Source organism: Neobacillus endophyticus (genome assembly GCF_013248975.1).
Taxonomy (GTDB): domain Bacteria; phylum Bacillota; class Bacilli; order Bacillales; family Cytobacillaceae; genus Neobacillus; species Neobacillus endophyticus.
In genome coordinates this window covers 838,919-854,571 of sequence record NZ_JABRWH010000001.1, presented here as the reverse complement: position 1 = coordinate 854,571, position 15,653 = coordinate 838,919, and the positions used below count along the sequence as shown (strand labels likewise).

At 39.3% G+C, this 15,653-nt stretch carries 12 protein-coding genes; 10 read left to right on the top strand and 2 right to left on the bottom strand.

Features of this window, described 5'->3' with window-relative positions; translation table 11 throughout:
• Positions 1-16 precede the first annotated feature (16 nt).
• Positions 17-2,701: a YfhO family protein gene (locus tag HPT25_RS04230; protein ID WP_173060383.1), complete on the top strand. Its 2,685-nt coding sequence runs from the start codon at positions 17-19 to the stop codon at positions 2,699-2,701.
• Positions 2,702-2,819: 118 nt separating this feature from the next.
• Here the strand turns inward: HPT25_RS04230 and HPT25_RS04225 are convergent, their stop codons facing one another.
• Positions 2,820-4,181: an IS1182 family transposase gene (locus tag HPT25_RS04225; protein WP_173058723.1), complete on the bottom strand. Its 1,362-nt coding sequence runs from the start codon at positions 4,179-4,181 to the stop codon at positions 2,820-2,822.
• A gap of 415 nt (positions 4,182-4,596) precedes the next feature.
• Entirely contained in the window at positions 4,597-4,971 is a 375-nt protein-coding gene (locus HPT25_RS04220) for a GtrA family protein (protein WP_173060380.1), read from the bottom strand.
• A 144-nt stretch (positions 4,972-5,115) separates the two neighbouring features.
• Here HPT25_RS04220 and HPT25_RS04215 point away from each other — a divergent pair, with 144 nt between their 5' ends.
• The 9 genes from HPT25_RS04215 (at position 5,116) to HPT25_RS04175 (ending at position 15,402) form a co-directional block, all read left to right on the top strand.
• A complete protein-coding gene (locus HPT25_RS04215) occupies positions 5,116-6,081 on the top strand; it encodes a glycosyltransferase family 2 protein (protein ID WP_173060377.1) in 966 nt (321 codons plus the stop codon).
• Positions 6,082-6,283: 202 nt separating this feature from the next.
• Positions 6,284-7,342: a glycosyltransferase gene (locus HPT25_RS04210; protein ID WP_173060374.1), complete on the top strand. Its 1,059-nt coding sequence runs from the start codon at positions 6,284-6,286 to the stop codon at positions 7,340-7,342.
• 21 nt (positions 7,343-7,363) lie between these two features.
• On the top strand, positions 7,364-8,785 hold the full coding sequence (locus tag HPT25_RS04205) for an O-antigen ligase family protein (protein ID WP_173060371.1): 1,422 nt from the start codon (positions 7,364-7,366) through the stop codon (positions 8,783-8,785).
• Between the two features lie 144 nt (positions 8,786-8,929).
• Complete coding sequence (gene galE, locus HPT25_RS04200) at positions 8,930-9,949, top strand: UDP-glucose 4-epimerase GalE (protein WP_173060368.1); 1,020 nt, start codon at positions 8,930-8,932, stop codon at positions 9,947-9,949.
• Positions 9,950-10,201: 252 nt separating this feature from the next.
• Positions 10,202-11,308 carry a glycosyltransferase gene (locus HPT25_RS04195; RefSeq protein ID WP_246277134.1) on the top strand — a complete coding sequence of 369 codons (1,107 nt, stop codon included), beginning with the start codon at positions 10,202-10,204 and terminating at the stop codon, positions 11,306-11,308.
• A gap of 270 nt (positions 11,309-11,578) precedes the next feature.
• Positions 11,579-12,640 carry a glycosyltransferase family 4 protein gene (locus HPT25_RS04190; protein ID WP_173070868.1) on the top strand — a complete coding sequence of 354 codons (1,062 nt, stop codon included), beginning with the start codon at positions 11,579-11,581 and terminating at the stop codon, positions 12,638-12,640.
• Positions 12,641-12,854: 214 nt separating this feature from the next.
• Positions 12,855-13,748 carry a UTP--glucose-1-phosphate uridylyltransferase GalU gene (gene galU / locus HPT25_RS04185; RefSeq protein WP_173060365.1) on the top strand — a complete coding sequence of 298 codons (894 nt, stop codon included), beginning with the start codon at positions 12,855-12,857 and terminating at the stop codon, positions 13,746-13,748.
• 259 nt (positions 13,749-14,007) lie between these two features.
• Positions 14,008-14,391 carry a GtrA family protein gene (locus HPT25_RS04180; protein ID WP_173060363.1) on the top strand — a complete coding sequence of 128 codons (384 nt, stop codon included), beginning with the start codon at positions 14,008-14,010 and terminating at the stop codon, positions 14,389-14,391.
• A gap of 18 nt (positions 14,392-14,409) precedes the next feature.
• A complete protein-coding gene (locus tag HPT25_RS04175) occupies positions 14,410-15,402 on the top strand; it encodes a glycosyltransferase family 2 protein (protein ID WP_173060360.1) in 993 nt (330 codons plus the stop codon).
• Positions 15,403-15,653 lie beyond the last annotated feature (251 nt).

The following is a 15,653-nucleotide window of genomic DNA, read 5'->3' as shown; positions in this document are numbered from 1 at the left end:
AGAGCAGGTGCTGGAAATGATTCGAAAGAAACTGGATTTATCAATTATTTTATTAGCTGCATTGAACGCGGTAATGGGATTTCTCATTTTTTACCGAATCCTAAATAAACAATATTTTTATATCGCAATGGGCGGAGATATTTTTCAGCAATATATTCATTTCTTTAATATGTTTCATGATCTCGTCAGAAGCGGTGAATTTCCTTTCTGGTCCTGGGCATATGGTCCAGGGGGGAGTTTTTGGAATGACTATGGCTACTATATGCTTGGCGATATTTTTATGTGGCCGCTTTTATTACTTCCTAAAGGATGGTTTCCCTATTCCTTTATACCTATCAGTATTCTAAAAATCTTTTTGATCAGCTTAGGAATGTATCTGTTGCTCAAAAAGCTCGGTGTGAAAAAAGGGATCGCCCTGATGGCCGGGATTGCTAACAGCTATGCCTTATTCAATTTTGAACATTTTTATACCCATTACTTTTTTCTGAACGCAACGGTCTATTTTCCATTTGTTCTGCTTGGGTATGAAAAGTTCCTTACCGAGAAGAAGAGTGTTGTCCTATTTGTTTCTTTATTTTTAGCGAGTATCAGCAATTTTTATTTTCTATTCATGATCTCTGTCGGATTATTTTTTTATAGCATCTTTCGCTATTTTGCATTCGAGAAAACAGAAAAGAAATGGAAGCCATTCCTTATCTTTCATTTGAAATTATCCGGTGTATATTTGCTGGCGCTAGGATCTGCCATGGTGGTTTTCCTACCATCTGTGTTTAGCTTCTTACAATCGAGTGCATCACACCGTCATGGTCAGCCGATTACCCAAAATGTATTAAGCCTGAATGATTTAGTGAGAAAAATCATCTGGAGGGGAGGCATGAATTTCCTTCCACTCTTGACAATACCATTATTGCTGATCAACGGGCTAAAGCGGTCATTGATTTATGGTGTCATGGGGATCGTTCTAGTTTTGATGCTCGTTTTCCAACATGTTTATTCCATCGTCGCCGGTTTTAGCTCGCCAGATGAATTTCGTGCGTTATTCTTGTTTAATGCGATGTTTATCATTCTATCGGCTATTGCTTTAAATGAGCTTAATTTTAAAAAGGGAAGAAATGTAGCGGCCATTTTCATTCTTGCCGGCCTGCTGTATTTCTGGCTTGATAAAAATCCATTTACCCGTTTTGGCAGCGATCTTAAATTTGTACCGGTTGTATTTGCCCTGTTTTTTGTTGCCTCACAGGTTGTCACGAAAACATGGCTTAAGAAAGTTCTTTTTATAATAGGAGCTGTCGCAGTGACCGGGTACAGTCTAATGCTTCCTTACAGTTTTGCGTCAGACTTAATCATAAAGACTGGCGGCGGGAATCCGGGGCAGTATCATAAAGGTATTTGGGGAATCTTCCCGCTAATGAAGAAAACGGATTATGTCCAGTATTTTGATCATCCATTGGTCAAAAATAGCCTTAACCAAATTCATTCCGATTCAAGCTTTTATCGGATTAACGTAAATGCTCCTGGCTTGGTGTTTGATAATTCTTCCATGAGCTATGATTACCGCTCATTCTCAACCTACCAATCCCTTTTGAAATGGAAGCTTCAATATTTTGGCATGGATTATTTGGGACAAGCTGGCAGCAGAAATTTAAGTACAATTGAGGGATTTCCGAATAATACATTCGTAACGACCATTTTGAACAATAAATATAACTTGTCCATTCAAACCTCTGATGGCAGTAATTTATATGGCTATAAGAGCATGTATCAAAACGGAAATACAAAAATAGGAAAGAATCAATACGCACTGCCAATTGGGTTTATTTATCATTCCGCGCTTGACAATTCCACATTTGACCAAGCGGATTATCCGAAGCGGGATGAATTATTACTGCGAAACGTAGTCGTTTCCGATAAGGACCTGACCCATTCCGGGCTATCAGCGAATACCCAATTATCAGTAAAGACGATCGGTACATTATCGGATGCTATCTTTGATAGTAAGGCAAAGCTGAAAATGGAACATAACGGGGTCCTGGTGGAATCAAGTAAGCCAATTGAGCTATCAATCCCTGTAAAAGCACATCGGCTTTCTGAAATGACTGTGTATGCCGATGTAGTACCTTATACGCCTAATAAGGGGCTGACCATTAACGCCGCTAATAACCTAGGCAAAAACTATGTCTTTGAAAAAAACATGAAAAATAATCAGTATCAGCTCAATCAATATAATTACCGGGAAACAACAAACAAGGTATTATACCGCTTTGGAATGGATGATCAAACAAAATGGATCAAGTTAACCATACAGCCGGGGAAATTCCTTATAAAAGATGTAAGAGTATCCATTAGCAGTTATCAGGATTACAAAAAATTGATCCAAGGCTACGAGAAAGACAGCCTGAAGAATATTACGTACGGAAATAACTTTATTAATGGAACCTATACGAGCAGCAACAAAGGGATTCTATTCCTTTCCATCCCATACTCATCAGGCTGGAAGGCTACGATAGACGGTAAAAAGGTGAATACTTTTCCCGCAGATTATGCTTTTACCGGGATACAAGCACCAGCTGGAAAGCATACGGTCAAGCTGCAATATATTCCGGAAGGATTTGTTCCCGGATTGGCAATCTCGCTTATCAGTTTAGGTGCAGCCATATTGTTGTTATATAGAATTTCAAGAAAGAAAAGGACGTCACAATAGACGTCCTTTCAGATTGTAGACAAAAGGCATTTCAAAAGTTCCGATTCTGGCGCCCTTTTCTAAAATTGGGATTTTTCTGTTTGATTTTTCTTAAGGTAGACCCCGGCGGGGTCTATTTTTATGCCATTTCTGGACTTTTCCAAGTCCATGTAGCCAACTTCTTTAAATTCATAGCAGCAAAAGTAAGCATCGCCTGCATGGACAATTTTTTAAGACCTCTTAAGGTTGTCCATCGCATACCATGCTTTTCTTTCGCATCCGCGAATACACGTTCAATTGTTTCTTTACGACGTGCATATATTATTTTATTCTCTTCTGTATGACGAAGATGTTCAGCCTCTTCAAGATATGGTTCCCAGATATGTCGTTGAATGAGCTTTTGATGATTTTGACTTTGTGTACATTGTGCTAGAAGTGGGCAATCCTTACATATAACAGGATTAGAGATGTACTGTCGATAACCTTCCTTAGTAGTCGTTCTATAATCCAGAACTTGTCCTTCCGGACATATGTAACAATCAAAGTGCTCATCATAGACATAATCGTGCTTTTTCAAATATCCCTCCTTTGTACGTGGTCGTGTATAGGGTAAAGCAGGGCGAATTTCATTTTCAATTAAATATTGAGCAATAGCAGGTGTTTTATATCCGGCATCAGCAGCTACAGCATTAGGTTTCCCACATTTTTCAATGACCTTTTCAACTAGAGGCTCTAACATTGTACTATCATGAACGTTACCTGGAGTTACAATAGTCCCCAGGACAAAACCATTTCTATCTGCGGCTGCATGAAATGAATAAGCAAATTGCTTTGTCCTTTCGTCTTTTACATAGTAACCACTCTCCGAATCTGTTGTACTTTCTTTTATTTCTTTGTTTTCTTCTTTTTCATATTTATCTGGTGGGATGGGCTTTTTCCCATGTTCTTCACGATCACTATTAATTTCTGCTTGAAGACGTGCTTCATAAGCTTTTGATTCTTTCCGAACTACTTTCTTTTCGAATTTGCGTTTATTTGCACTTGCTTTAACGTGAGTTGAATCAATGAATACATGTTCCGAACTAACTAACTTTTTATCTGCTGCCTCTTTTAAAATACGGTAGAAAATTTGTTCAAATAAGTCTGTATCCTTAAAACGACGTTCGTAGTTTTTACCAAAAGTTGAAAAGTGGGGTACTTTATCATAAAAACCAAATCCTAAAAACCAGCGATACGCCATATTTGTTTCAATTTCCTTTATCGTTTGACGCATCGAACGGATACCGAAGGTATATTGAATGAAAGCCATCTTAATTAATACAACAGGGTCAATACTTGAACGTCCGCGCTTAGTTGAGTACAAATCTTCAACCAATGAATAGATAAATGAAAAATCTACTGCGGCTTCTATTTTGCGAACCAAGTGATCAGCAGGTACAAGTTGATCTAAGGCAATCATTTCAATTTGGTCACGATTTATCTGTGTATTTTTCGAAAGCATTCCATCCACCTCTATTAATTCTCTGTAAATAAATTATACAAAAGGCTGTGTTAATGTACATTATTGATTTTTACACTCTGTTGATTGGAGTGGAAGGCGGCGAAGACTCCTGCGGGAGTACGGGACAGGGGAGACCCCGCAGGCGCTGAAAGCGCAGAGGAGGCTCCCCGAACCGCCCGCGGAAAGCGAAGCCGCCTGGAACGGAAATCAACAGACAAGTTTAATATGGCCAAACAAAAAAGACTGTCGATTTTAAACCCGAAATCCTTCGGATTTGTCGACAGTCTGGAAGGACGTCACAATAGACGTCCTTTGTTTTCGTTCTATTAAATTTAGCTGGAAGGAGAGAGGGGATTACCTCCTTGAATCCTCCCGTATACGAAGGGGAATTTATAAACCATCCATATATCCCCTGTTATGCCTCTTGTTTCGTCAAAATATATCGGGACAAGGCAAAGGTAAAGGGAATTGCAATGAACGATGCCAGCAATGGTGATACTTTTTCATTCATTTTCATTAAGTCGACCAATATATAGATTGCACTTGTTGAAACGGTGATATTCACCACATAGGTTAAGGGAAACTGCAAGAATTTTTTTAATGTAGGTTTGGTTTTGTAAGTAAAATATGAGTTCAAATAGAAGGAGCCAACCATGCTGATTAAGAAGGCCAGGATATGTGCAATTAAATAATAGATTGACAAAACCGATTGAAATAATAAATATAAGAGATAATAATCTAATGTATTGATCACACCGACAATACCAAACTTAATAACTTGTTTAATCATACTGTAACTCCATTTTTATAAAAATTTATCTTTATTTTATCTTTTCTTATCATAGCTTGTCACAAACTGAATGTAAATGATGCAATATAGTGATACAATAATTTAATGGGTTTATTTTTCAAGCTGCAGGAGGGTATATCGAGAATGATTTCGGTCATCGTACCATGCTATAACGAAGAAAAAAGCATCAGAAATTTCCATAGGGAAATCACTGAGGTTATGAAAAGTCAAGCAACATACGAACTTGTTTTTGTTGATGATGGAAGCCGTGACGATACATTAAAATTGTTACAGGAAATTTCTTATAAGGATGAAGCCGTTCGCTATCTTTCCTTTAGCCGAAACTTCGGAAAGGAAGCAGCGATGCTGGCAGGATTAACGTATGCATCCGGTGATGCGGTCATTATTATGGATGCTGATTTACAACATCCTCCTTCACTGATTCCTGAAATGATTCAGCGTTATTATGATGGATATGATCAGGTCATTGCCAAACGGAATCGGAAAGGCGATGCTCTCATTCGGACAGGCTTTTCAAAGCTGTATTACAAATTAATGAATAAAATGGTCGATGTGAAGCTAGTGGATGGTGTGGGTGATTTCAGGCTTTTAAGCAGAAGAGCAGTGGATGCATTGCTGGCTATGAATGAATATAACCGTTTTTCGAAAGGATTATTCTCATGGATTGGCTTTGATGAATACGTCATCGAATATGAGAATGTGGCAAGAGAAGAGGGCGCAAGTAAATGGAGTATGCCTAAGCTGATCAATTACGGGATTGACGGGATCATTTCCTTTAATAATAAACCGCTTAGGTTGTCCATTTATTTTGGCCTAATCATTACATTGCTGGACCTTCTTTATATTTTTATCATTTTTTTAAGAATATTAATTTACGGGGTCGAGGTTCCAGGCTATTTCACGATTATCGCCTCTGTTATGCTGTTAGGAGGCATTCAATTAATCTTTCTTGGTGTTATTGGAGAGTACATCGGCCGCATTTATTATGAAAGCAAGCGCCGACCGCACTTTATCGTTAAGAACACCAACATCGAATCAGCGGAAGCGGCAGCCAATCCTGTGTACATCAAACAACAAAGCAGGGTTTAATATTCAGTATAAAGACGGGAAGTCATCGACAGACTTCCCTATTTTTGAGGCACATTATTGCCAGTCGTTCATTAGAGCGGATTTCAACAGTGAAATCTATAGGAGATCCTCTTAAAAAACTTGATAAAACGGGTGAATCACGATAACATAAGTTTGATTTGTAAAAATAGGATACTTACTTCCAGGTATAGAGGTGCTTTTATTGGCAAGGGTTCTTTATTTATTAAATTTCGTCGGCAATGGCGGAACGGAAAAGTATGTCTTGGATTTAATTGAGCAGGTTGGACGGAAAAACTGTGTGTTTGTTTATTCAGAAGTAGGTCCCGGTTTGGAAGTTTTTCAGCAAACCGGAGTGAAAATGTTTCAGGTGAACATGACCGGTCCTTTTGATGTAAATGCCGCCAAGCAAATCAAGCAGATTATTCAACAGGAAAACATTGATGTCGTGCATGCCAATTTTTTAAGGGAGAATTACCTCGCCATTCTAGCGAAGTGGCTGGGAGCACATTGCAGAGTGTTTTGGACCTACCATGTGAATGTACCAATGGGGCTTGGCATTCGCAGTTTGAACCGGATCATGACGGCGTTTAATCATAAAGTGATCACGGTCTCCCATTTTATGTACGAGCAATTGCTGCAAAAGGGAGTCTCAAAAAGCAAACTGCGACTGATTCATAACGGTGTTGAGGGCCCTAAGCAGGCACAGCCAATGAAAAGTTTAAGGGAGGTTCCAGTCTTTTCAGTTGTTGGACGTCTGAGAGAGGAAAAAGGACAAGCTTTTTTAATCGAGAGTTTGGATTTTCTAAAAAAAGCTCACCCGGAATTGAAATGGGAATGTCATCTATATGGAGATGGCCCGCAGCATGAGGAACTGACAGAACTTGTACATAAGCTCGGTTTAGAAAATTTTGTGCAATTTAAAGGTTTTTGCGCCGAAAAGGAAATAGTATACTTAAACAGTGATATTGTGATTGTGCCGTCCAAAAATGACGCATTTCCTTACGTACCAATGGAAGCTTTATCCTTTAACCGTGTGGTAGTCGGGACAAAGATCGGCGGTATTCCTGAAATTATCAAGCATGATGAGTCGGGGCTGCTGGTCGAATACGGTAATAACGAAGAACTTGCCAACACACTCTATCGGCTTTTAACCAATCAGGAGCTTGTTCAAAAGCTTTCGGAGAATGGAAGAAAGTACTTTGAAGAACATTTTACCCTGGAAAAAATGATGCAACAAACAACTGAGCTGTATGAGCATTAACTTAAATAGGAGCAAAGATCGATGAAATTATCTCAAAACAATATATGGTTACTAATTATAGGAATATTAGCTGTAATTGCCGGCACGTTTATTGGGCATTCGAAAGTGGCAATGCTTATTTCATTGCTGATCGCGATCGGGGCTTTTTGGAAGAAGGAAACAGGAATCTTATTTCTTCTTGTGTTTATCCCGATTCGCCCATTTTTAATTACCATGAATCCGGGATATAAAATTTTGGGAGATGCCATTATTGGTTTTCTGTTTGTAAGGACTATTTTTGATTACCGCAAGGATTTGAAAAAACTATTCAACTTCCATCCATTTGAATGGGCCTTTTTCGCCTTTGGTGTGATTGGCATCATTTCGGCCCTGCTGACGGGTGTTTCGTTAAAAGCGATTATCTTTCAGCTGCGTGCCTATTATCTTTTTTACCTTGTGTTTTACATCGTAAAAAGAATGGAAATTTCCGCTGACTTTGTACGTAAGATGGCAGGGACAACATTCGTCATGGGGCTCGTCTTGTCCATTCAGGGAATCGTTGAAAAAATCTCGAACAAAACGATGCTGATGCCGCAAGAATGGCAGCAGTGGTATCTGTCTCCAACCAACTTTATCCGTGTGTATGGATTGCTCAAAGGACCAAATGAACTTTCGCTGTATTTGTTAATTACCTTCTTTGTATCTCTTTATGTCCTTAAGCATGCGAAAGGATTTGTACGGTACCTAGTCTATATTGGCCTCGTGTTATTTGGAACCACCATTTTGCTCACTTATTCAAGAGGAACCATTCTGACACTGATTGTGTTCATACTTGTTTATGTCATCTTTATTCGAAAATGGAGACCGCTTCTTCCGATTTTGGCAGTTGCCGTCCTTTCCCTTGGCCTGTTTGTCGGAGTTAACGCTGCTGCAACCTCATATGCCTCATACTTGAAGGGACATCATGAAGTAGGAAATAATCAAGAGGGTGCAAATCGATTTAGAAATGTCATATCTGATCAAACGCTAGAACAAAGCAGCTCAAGCGGCCGAATCTATCGAGTGAAAAAGGCTGCCGAAATTTTTAAAGATCACCCTGTAATCGGGACAGGATTTGCCACATTTGGCGGTGCAGCAACCATTTCGTATCATTCGCCAATTTACAAACATTATGGTATTAAGACTGACTTTTACTCTGATAATCAATATATTCTTGTTCTAGTGGAAACAGGAATTATCGGAATGCTGATGATGTTAATGGTCATCTACTTCCTTTTGACCACTACATGGAAGAACAGAAAATCCTTTTACTCACCGTTATTAATTTATTTTCTCACAGCATTGCTTGTCGGCGGCACTGTCTATAATATCTTGGAAAATGACTCTTTTATGATGTTATACTTTATTCTGCTTGGCATTGCTTTAAGAAGAGGACGGAAGGAAAATGAGCCGGATCTTTTCTAAAGATCTGGCTTTTTTTATACAGCTATGTTTTGCTTGTCTGTTGATTTTCGCATAAGAAGCGAGCATCAGTAGGTGAAAAAGATTTGAACATGGCCCTATACTATAGAAGATATATTTTGGGAAGAAGAGAGGAGAACTGAAACAATGGCTATTTTAGTTACTGGCGGAGCTGGATATATTGGCAGCCATACATGTGTTGAATTGCTTAATGCTGGCTATGAAATCATCATCCTAGATAATTTTTCAAACAGCAAGCCTGAGTCTTTAGCGCGAATTAAAGAAATTACAGGGAAGGATTTCAAGTTTTATGAGGTGGATTTGCTTGATCAAACTGGACTTGAAGATGTATTTTCAAGTAATTCCATTGATGCAGTCATCCATTTTGCCGGGTTGAAAGCAGTGGGTGAGTCAGTGGCCATTCCGCTGCGTTATTATCACAATAACATCACAGGCACATTAATTCTGTGTGAAGTAATGAAGAAATTCAACGTGAAAAACATTGTATTCAGTTCTTCAGCAACGGTTTATGGAATGCCAGATCAAGTTCCGATTTCAGAGGATTTTCCACTCAGAGCCACGAATCCATATGGACGGACCAAGTTGATGATCGAGGAAATTCTCAGGGATGTGTCTGTTTCGGATACGGACTGGAGCATTGCTCTGCTTCGTTATTTCAATCCTATTGGTGCACATGAAAGCGGCAGAATTGGTGAAGACCCGAACGGGATTCCTAATAACTTAATGCCATTTATAACCCAAGTAGCTGTCGGTAAATTAAAAGAACTGCAAGTATTCGGTGAGGATTATCCAACTGTTGACGGTACAGGAGTTCGCGATTATATTCATGTTGTCGATTTGGCCCTTGGCCATATAAAGGCATTAGAGAAGGTTATGTCTTCAAAAGGTGTGGAAGCCTATAACCTGGGAACGGGAACTGGCTATAGTGTCCTAGAAATTGTCAAAGCTTTTGAAAAATCCTCTGGAGTTACCATTCCATATAAAATTGCACCAAGAAGACCAGGAGATATCGCGGTTTGCTATGCAGAACCGTCAAAAGCCCAGACCGTGCTTGGTTGGACTGCTCAAAGAGGAATCGATGAAATGTGCCGTGATTCCTGGAGATGGCAGGAAAACAATCCATACGGTTACGATACAACAAAATAATGTAAGATAAGGCAGGGTTTCCTTAATCCTGCTTTTTTTCGTCGATCGGAAAGCATAACTTTCCGATCAGGCATAAGCACTACTATGCCTCTGTCTTCGGCCAATCTCACCAGCCGGCGAGTTTTCTTTAACGATTTTTTTGTTGAAAGTTGTCATTTTTCACTCCTTTTGTAACTTTAAGTATGTGTTTTTCGTCAAATTTCATGGTATAGTAAAAAAGAAAAAGGTCATTCTTGCAAATCAGGAGATCTCATGAAAAACAAAGTAACAGTCATCTCAAACATGTATCCAACAGAAGTACATAAAAGCTTTGGAGTTTTTGTAAAAAATCAAGTGGATGCTCTAAAGAATAAGGGGCTTTCAGTAGATGTTATTGCCATTGATAATCCCAATAAAGGCAAGCTGAATCTGCTGAAGAAGTATGGGAAATGGATCGGTTCCTGCCTTTTCCATTTGCTGTTAAAGGGAAGCAGGACGAAAGTTGTCCATGCCCACTATGTATTTCCAAGCGGCTGGCTTGCCAGATGGTACAAAAAGCTATACGGAGCCCGATTGATCGTCACCGCGCATGGCGGCGATGTGGATCAAATGGCGAAGAAAAGTGCAAGAATCGCCAAATGGACAAAAAGCATTTTGGCGGATGCCGACCAGGTCATAGCCGTTGGCCAGGAGCTATATACCACACTTGCTGCTGATTACAATGTACCATCCGAGAAACTATCCCTGATAAATATGGGGGTAAATCTGGAGATTTTCAAGCCGTTGGATAAAGCAGAAGCAAGAAAGCAGTGCGGAATTTCTGGCGGGATCACCCCGCTGCTGTTTGTGGGTAACATCATTGAAAAAAAGGGCCTAAATGAACTAACAGATGCGTTTGATCAGCTAAAGAAAGACCATCCGGAATATGAGTTATTCATAATAGGGTCGGATAAGGACCAAGCCTACGTTCAAAGGCTTAAAGCACAAATTTCAGAAAAAGGACTCTCCGGCAGCACTCACTTTCTTGGAATGAAAACACAGGCGGAAGTCGCATTATGGATGGCGGCGGCAGAAGTTTTTATCCTTCCATCCCATATTGAAGGATTTGGACTTGTTGCGCTTGAAGCCATGGCCTGTGGAACCCCGGTTGTGGGGACAAAGGTTGGCGGTTTAAAATACCTCCTAGATGATGGCAATGGTGTATTGGTAACAGCGCAAGATTCCACCTCATTAAAAAATGGCATTCAAACGGTTTTAATAAACGATGAAATGAAACAAGCCCTTATTCAAAAAGGCTTGAGTATGGCAAAGGAAAATGATCAAAATATCATGACTGACCGCGTTATAAACCTGTACCAAATCCAAAGGGGAAGGGGATGATTCCCCTCCCTGTGAGTGTTGTCTTGTATCTAGCAAACTGTAAATATAGTTACATATTGGAAAAATGGAATATTCAGTTACTTATTTCAGAGAGAAATTCTATTTAAAATAGTTTTTAGCTGTGTTATAATCCACATGGTACGAACAGATGGCTTTGATTTTAAAATTAATTGTTAAATAGATAACTAACTTACCAAAAACCTTGAAGATTATTTCATTTTGCCTGTTTCCATTTTGTTAGAATGGGCTATCTATTTAAGGAGGATCATGATGATCTATTTCACCTTGTTTATATGCTTTATTAGTTCTATTCTGCTTACTCCTTTAGTTAAAAAACTAGCCTTCAAAATTGGAGCAACAGATAAACCAAATCATCGTAAAGTTCATCAAAGAATTATGCCTCGTCTTGGAGGATTAGCAATTTACGCTAGCTTTATTATCGGAATGATTGTACTTCATCCGGATGATCCATACGGCCCTTCCATTATCATAGGAAGTATTATCATTGTTGTGACGGGCGTATTGGATGATATATATGAGCTTTCCGCAAAAGTGAAATTTATTGCACAAATCGTTGCGGCAACACTTGTTGTCACTTGGGGCGGCGTCCATGTACAATTTATCAACCTTCCCTTTGGAGGACAAATCGAGTTTGGATATCTCAGTATTCCGCTTACGATTATTTGGATTGTAGGGATTACTAATGCAATTAACCTGATCGACGGCTTGGACGGACTTGCTGCAGGCGTTTCTTCCATTGCCCTTATTACAATCTCAGGAATGGCTATTATTATGGGGGACGGTTATGTAACTACAATTGCCTCTCTTGTGTTGGCAAGTACACTAGGATTTCTGCTTTATAACTTCCACCCTGCTAAGATTTTTATGGGGGACACTGGAGCCTTGTTCTTAGGCTATATGATATCCGTTTTATCTTTATTAGGTTTTAAAAATGTCACATTAATTTCTTTTATCGTACCTGTTATTATTCTCGGAGTACCAATTTCCGATACCTTCTTCGCGATTATTCGCCGAATCGTTCATAAAAAGCCGTTGTCAGCACCGGATAAATCGCATTTGCATCACTGTTTGCTTCGTTTAGGCTTTACCCATCGCCAAACAGTGTTAATGATTTACGCAATGGCAACATTTTTCGGCCTAATGGCGATTATTTTCTCGCAGTCCAAATTAATGGGCGGATTTTTCCTGATCCTAGTTTTACTTGTTCTGATAGAACTAATAGCGGAGGCAATTGGTTTAGTAGGTAAAAACTATCGTCCGCTTCTTAAAATGATGCGCGTTCTTTTATTCAGCACAGTACGAAATCGTTAATAAAAAGAACCTGATCTAACTTGGATCAGGTTCTTTTTATTTCCCCCAAAATAGGAAAAATAAAGCTTTTTTTAAGAAATAATTGATATAATGTGATATGGAACGTTAAGACCTTTTTATTTTGCATTAAGTGTATGACATAGTATAGTAAATAATCATGACTGACTTTTAGGTAAATAGGAAGCTCTGAAAGTGTAAAGAAGGAGTTGAGTGTATGTCTATCAGAAAAGCAGTAATTCCTGCAGCAGGACTTGGAACAAGGTTTCTTCCTGCCACGAAGGCTCAGCCTAAAGAAATGCTGCCAATTGTTGATAAGCCAACCATTCAATATATTGTGGAAGAAGCAGTGGCATCAGGAATTGAGGATATTATCATTGTAACGGGAAGAAATAAACGGGCCATTGAAGACCATTTTGACTATTCCATTGAATTGGAACTAGAACTCGAAGAAAAAGATAAAATAGAACTTTTAAAAATGGTGAAGGATATTTCAAATATGGTGAATATCCATTATATCAGACAAAAGAAACCGCTTGGATTGGGTCATGCGGTCCAATGTGCGTCGCGCTTTATTGGTAATGAGCCGTTTGCTGTCCTTTTAGGTGATGATATTGTTAAAAGTGAAACACCATGTTTAAAACAATTAATCGATGTGTATGAACAGAATCACTGCAGTGTGATTGGCACAAAAATTATGCCGGATGATGTACTATGCAAATACGGTGTTATTGCCCCTGGAAAAGAGGGGATCGGTGATAAGATTGTAGAAGTCCAAGGAATGGTGGAAAAGCCGAGAGAAAACGCTCCGTCCAATTTTGCTATCATGGGAAGATATATTTTAACGCCGGATATTTTCAAATATTTAGAAGAGGCGGAAGTAGGGTACGGCGGTGAAATTCAGTTGACTGACGCGCTAAGAAAACTGGCTGCCGAACAAAGAGTTCTTGCCTGCGCTTTTGAGGGAGTCCGCTATGATGTTGGGGATAAATTTGGCTTCCTGCAGGCTACGATTGAATTTGCTTTGGAAAGAGAAGACTTACGAGAAACGCTTGTTAAGTATTTAAAAGATCTTAATGAGCAACAGTATCTCTCTAAGTTTGTGAAATGATGGACTGAATTTTGAGGCGGGACAGATCTCTAGTCTGAAAGGGCAGAGATAGGTCCCGCTTCTTATATGCATATTTTTGCCATTTATGGCTAAAACTCGAAGTAACTATATCTCTTCATTTTCATTTGGCTTGTATGAATTTCATTAAGTAAAAGTTAAGATTTGGGAGCTAAAATAATATGTAAATAGCTAAAACACTGCTATTCTCAACATGGCCATGAAAAAAAGTTTAAATGTATATTAAATTGGAGATATTAACATGAAAAAATTCCTGAAATTTGGAACCGTTGGTATATTTAATACACTGATTACGATCGGCTTTTTTTCGTTATTCGTCCACTTAGGCATGAACTATATTGCAGCCAATGTTGTATCGTATTTCATCGGAATGATCAATAGCTTTTTTTGGAACAAGAATTGGGTATTTCAAGTTCAAACAGGACAACTATCGTTATTTTTAAAATTTATGCTTGTTAATCTTGTTACACTGGGATTCAATACTGCATGCCTTTACATATTGGTGGACCATCTGCAAATTCAATCCATCTTAGCGCAAATTTTTTCGACGGGATTCGGTTTGATATTGAATTTTGGATTAAATAAAAAATGGACATTTACTGGAGAGTCCGTAAGATCAAGTTAGGTTTTTGGAGGAGGAAATATGAAAGAATTAATATCGATCGTAGTTCCGATGTATTTTGAAGAAGAGGTAGCCGAGGAATGCTATAACAGGTTGAAAGCGGTGATGGATGCCCATCAAATGAATTATGAATTTGTTTTCGTTAATGATGGGAGCACAGACCGGACGCTGGAAATCCTTCAAACCATCGCAGAGAATGATTTCCGGGCCAAGATTATCGACTTTTCACGGAATTTCGGTCATCAAACAGCTGTAACTGCTGGAATCGATTTTGCCAATGGCGATGCCATTGTCGTGATTGATGCGGACTTACAGGACCCTCCTGAGCTGATTCCTGTGCTTGTTGCGAAGTGGCGTGAAGGTTATGATGTGGTGTATGCAAAACGGAAAACAAGAAAAGGGGAAACCTGGTTTAAACTATTAACAGCTAAATACTTCTATCAGTTTCTTAATTATATGTCAGATATTGATATTCCAAAAGATACAGGTGATTTTCGAATCATTGACCGGTCTGTGGCTGAAGTGTTTAAGCGAATGACGGAGCGGAACCGCTTTGTCCGCGGGATGATTTCCTGGATCGGCTTTCGTCAAACCTACATTGAGTATGAACGGGATGAACGCTTTGCTGGAGAAACGAAATATCCGTTAAAGAAAATGATCAAGTTTGCTTCAGACGGTATTGTAGCCTTTTCAACAAAACCATTAAGACTAGTCATGACACTTGGGTTAATTTCCGTTTTGATTTCCGTATTGGTGCTAATCTACGCACTCGTCGTCAAATTATTCGGGCATCAAGTACAAGCAGGCTGGACATCACTCATGGTCGCGATCACCTTTTTCAGCGGCATCCAGCTTCTAGGAGTCGGCATCGTTGGCCAATACGTCGCCAGAATCTATGACGAAAGCAAAAACCGCCCCATCTACATCGTCAAAGACCTCGTCAACCTAAAAGACGAAAACCAGACCAACACATACAAGCAAACCGAAACAAAAGAAATGGCTAAAACGCGCTAACCGATAGCGAGCGGTGTCAGGCACCATGTGAAAATTTCACATGGTGCCTGACACCGCAAACATAAATAAAAAGAACTAAAATGAAACAGGCGGCATCACATGATGCTGTCTGTTTTTTTTGGGGGGGGGCCGATAGGAATGTATAACTTTCTAACAGGGATAAGTGCGCTAAGGAATGCTTCGTGAGTATTAGTCTCGCAATCGAAAAGCTGTGCTTTTCGGCGAACTACGCCTCTGTCTTCGCCTGAACG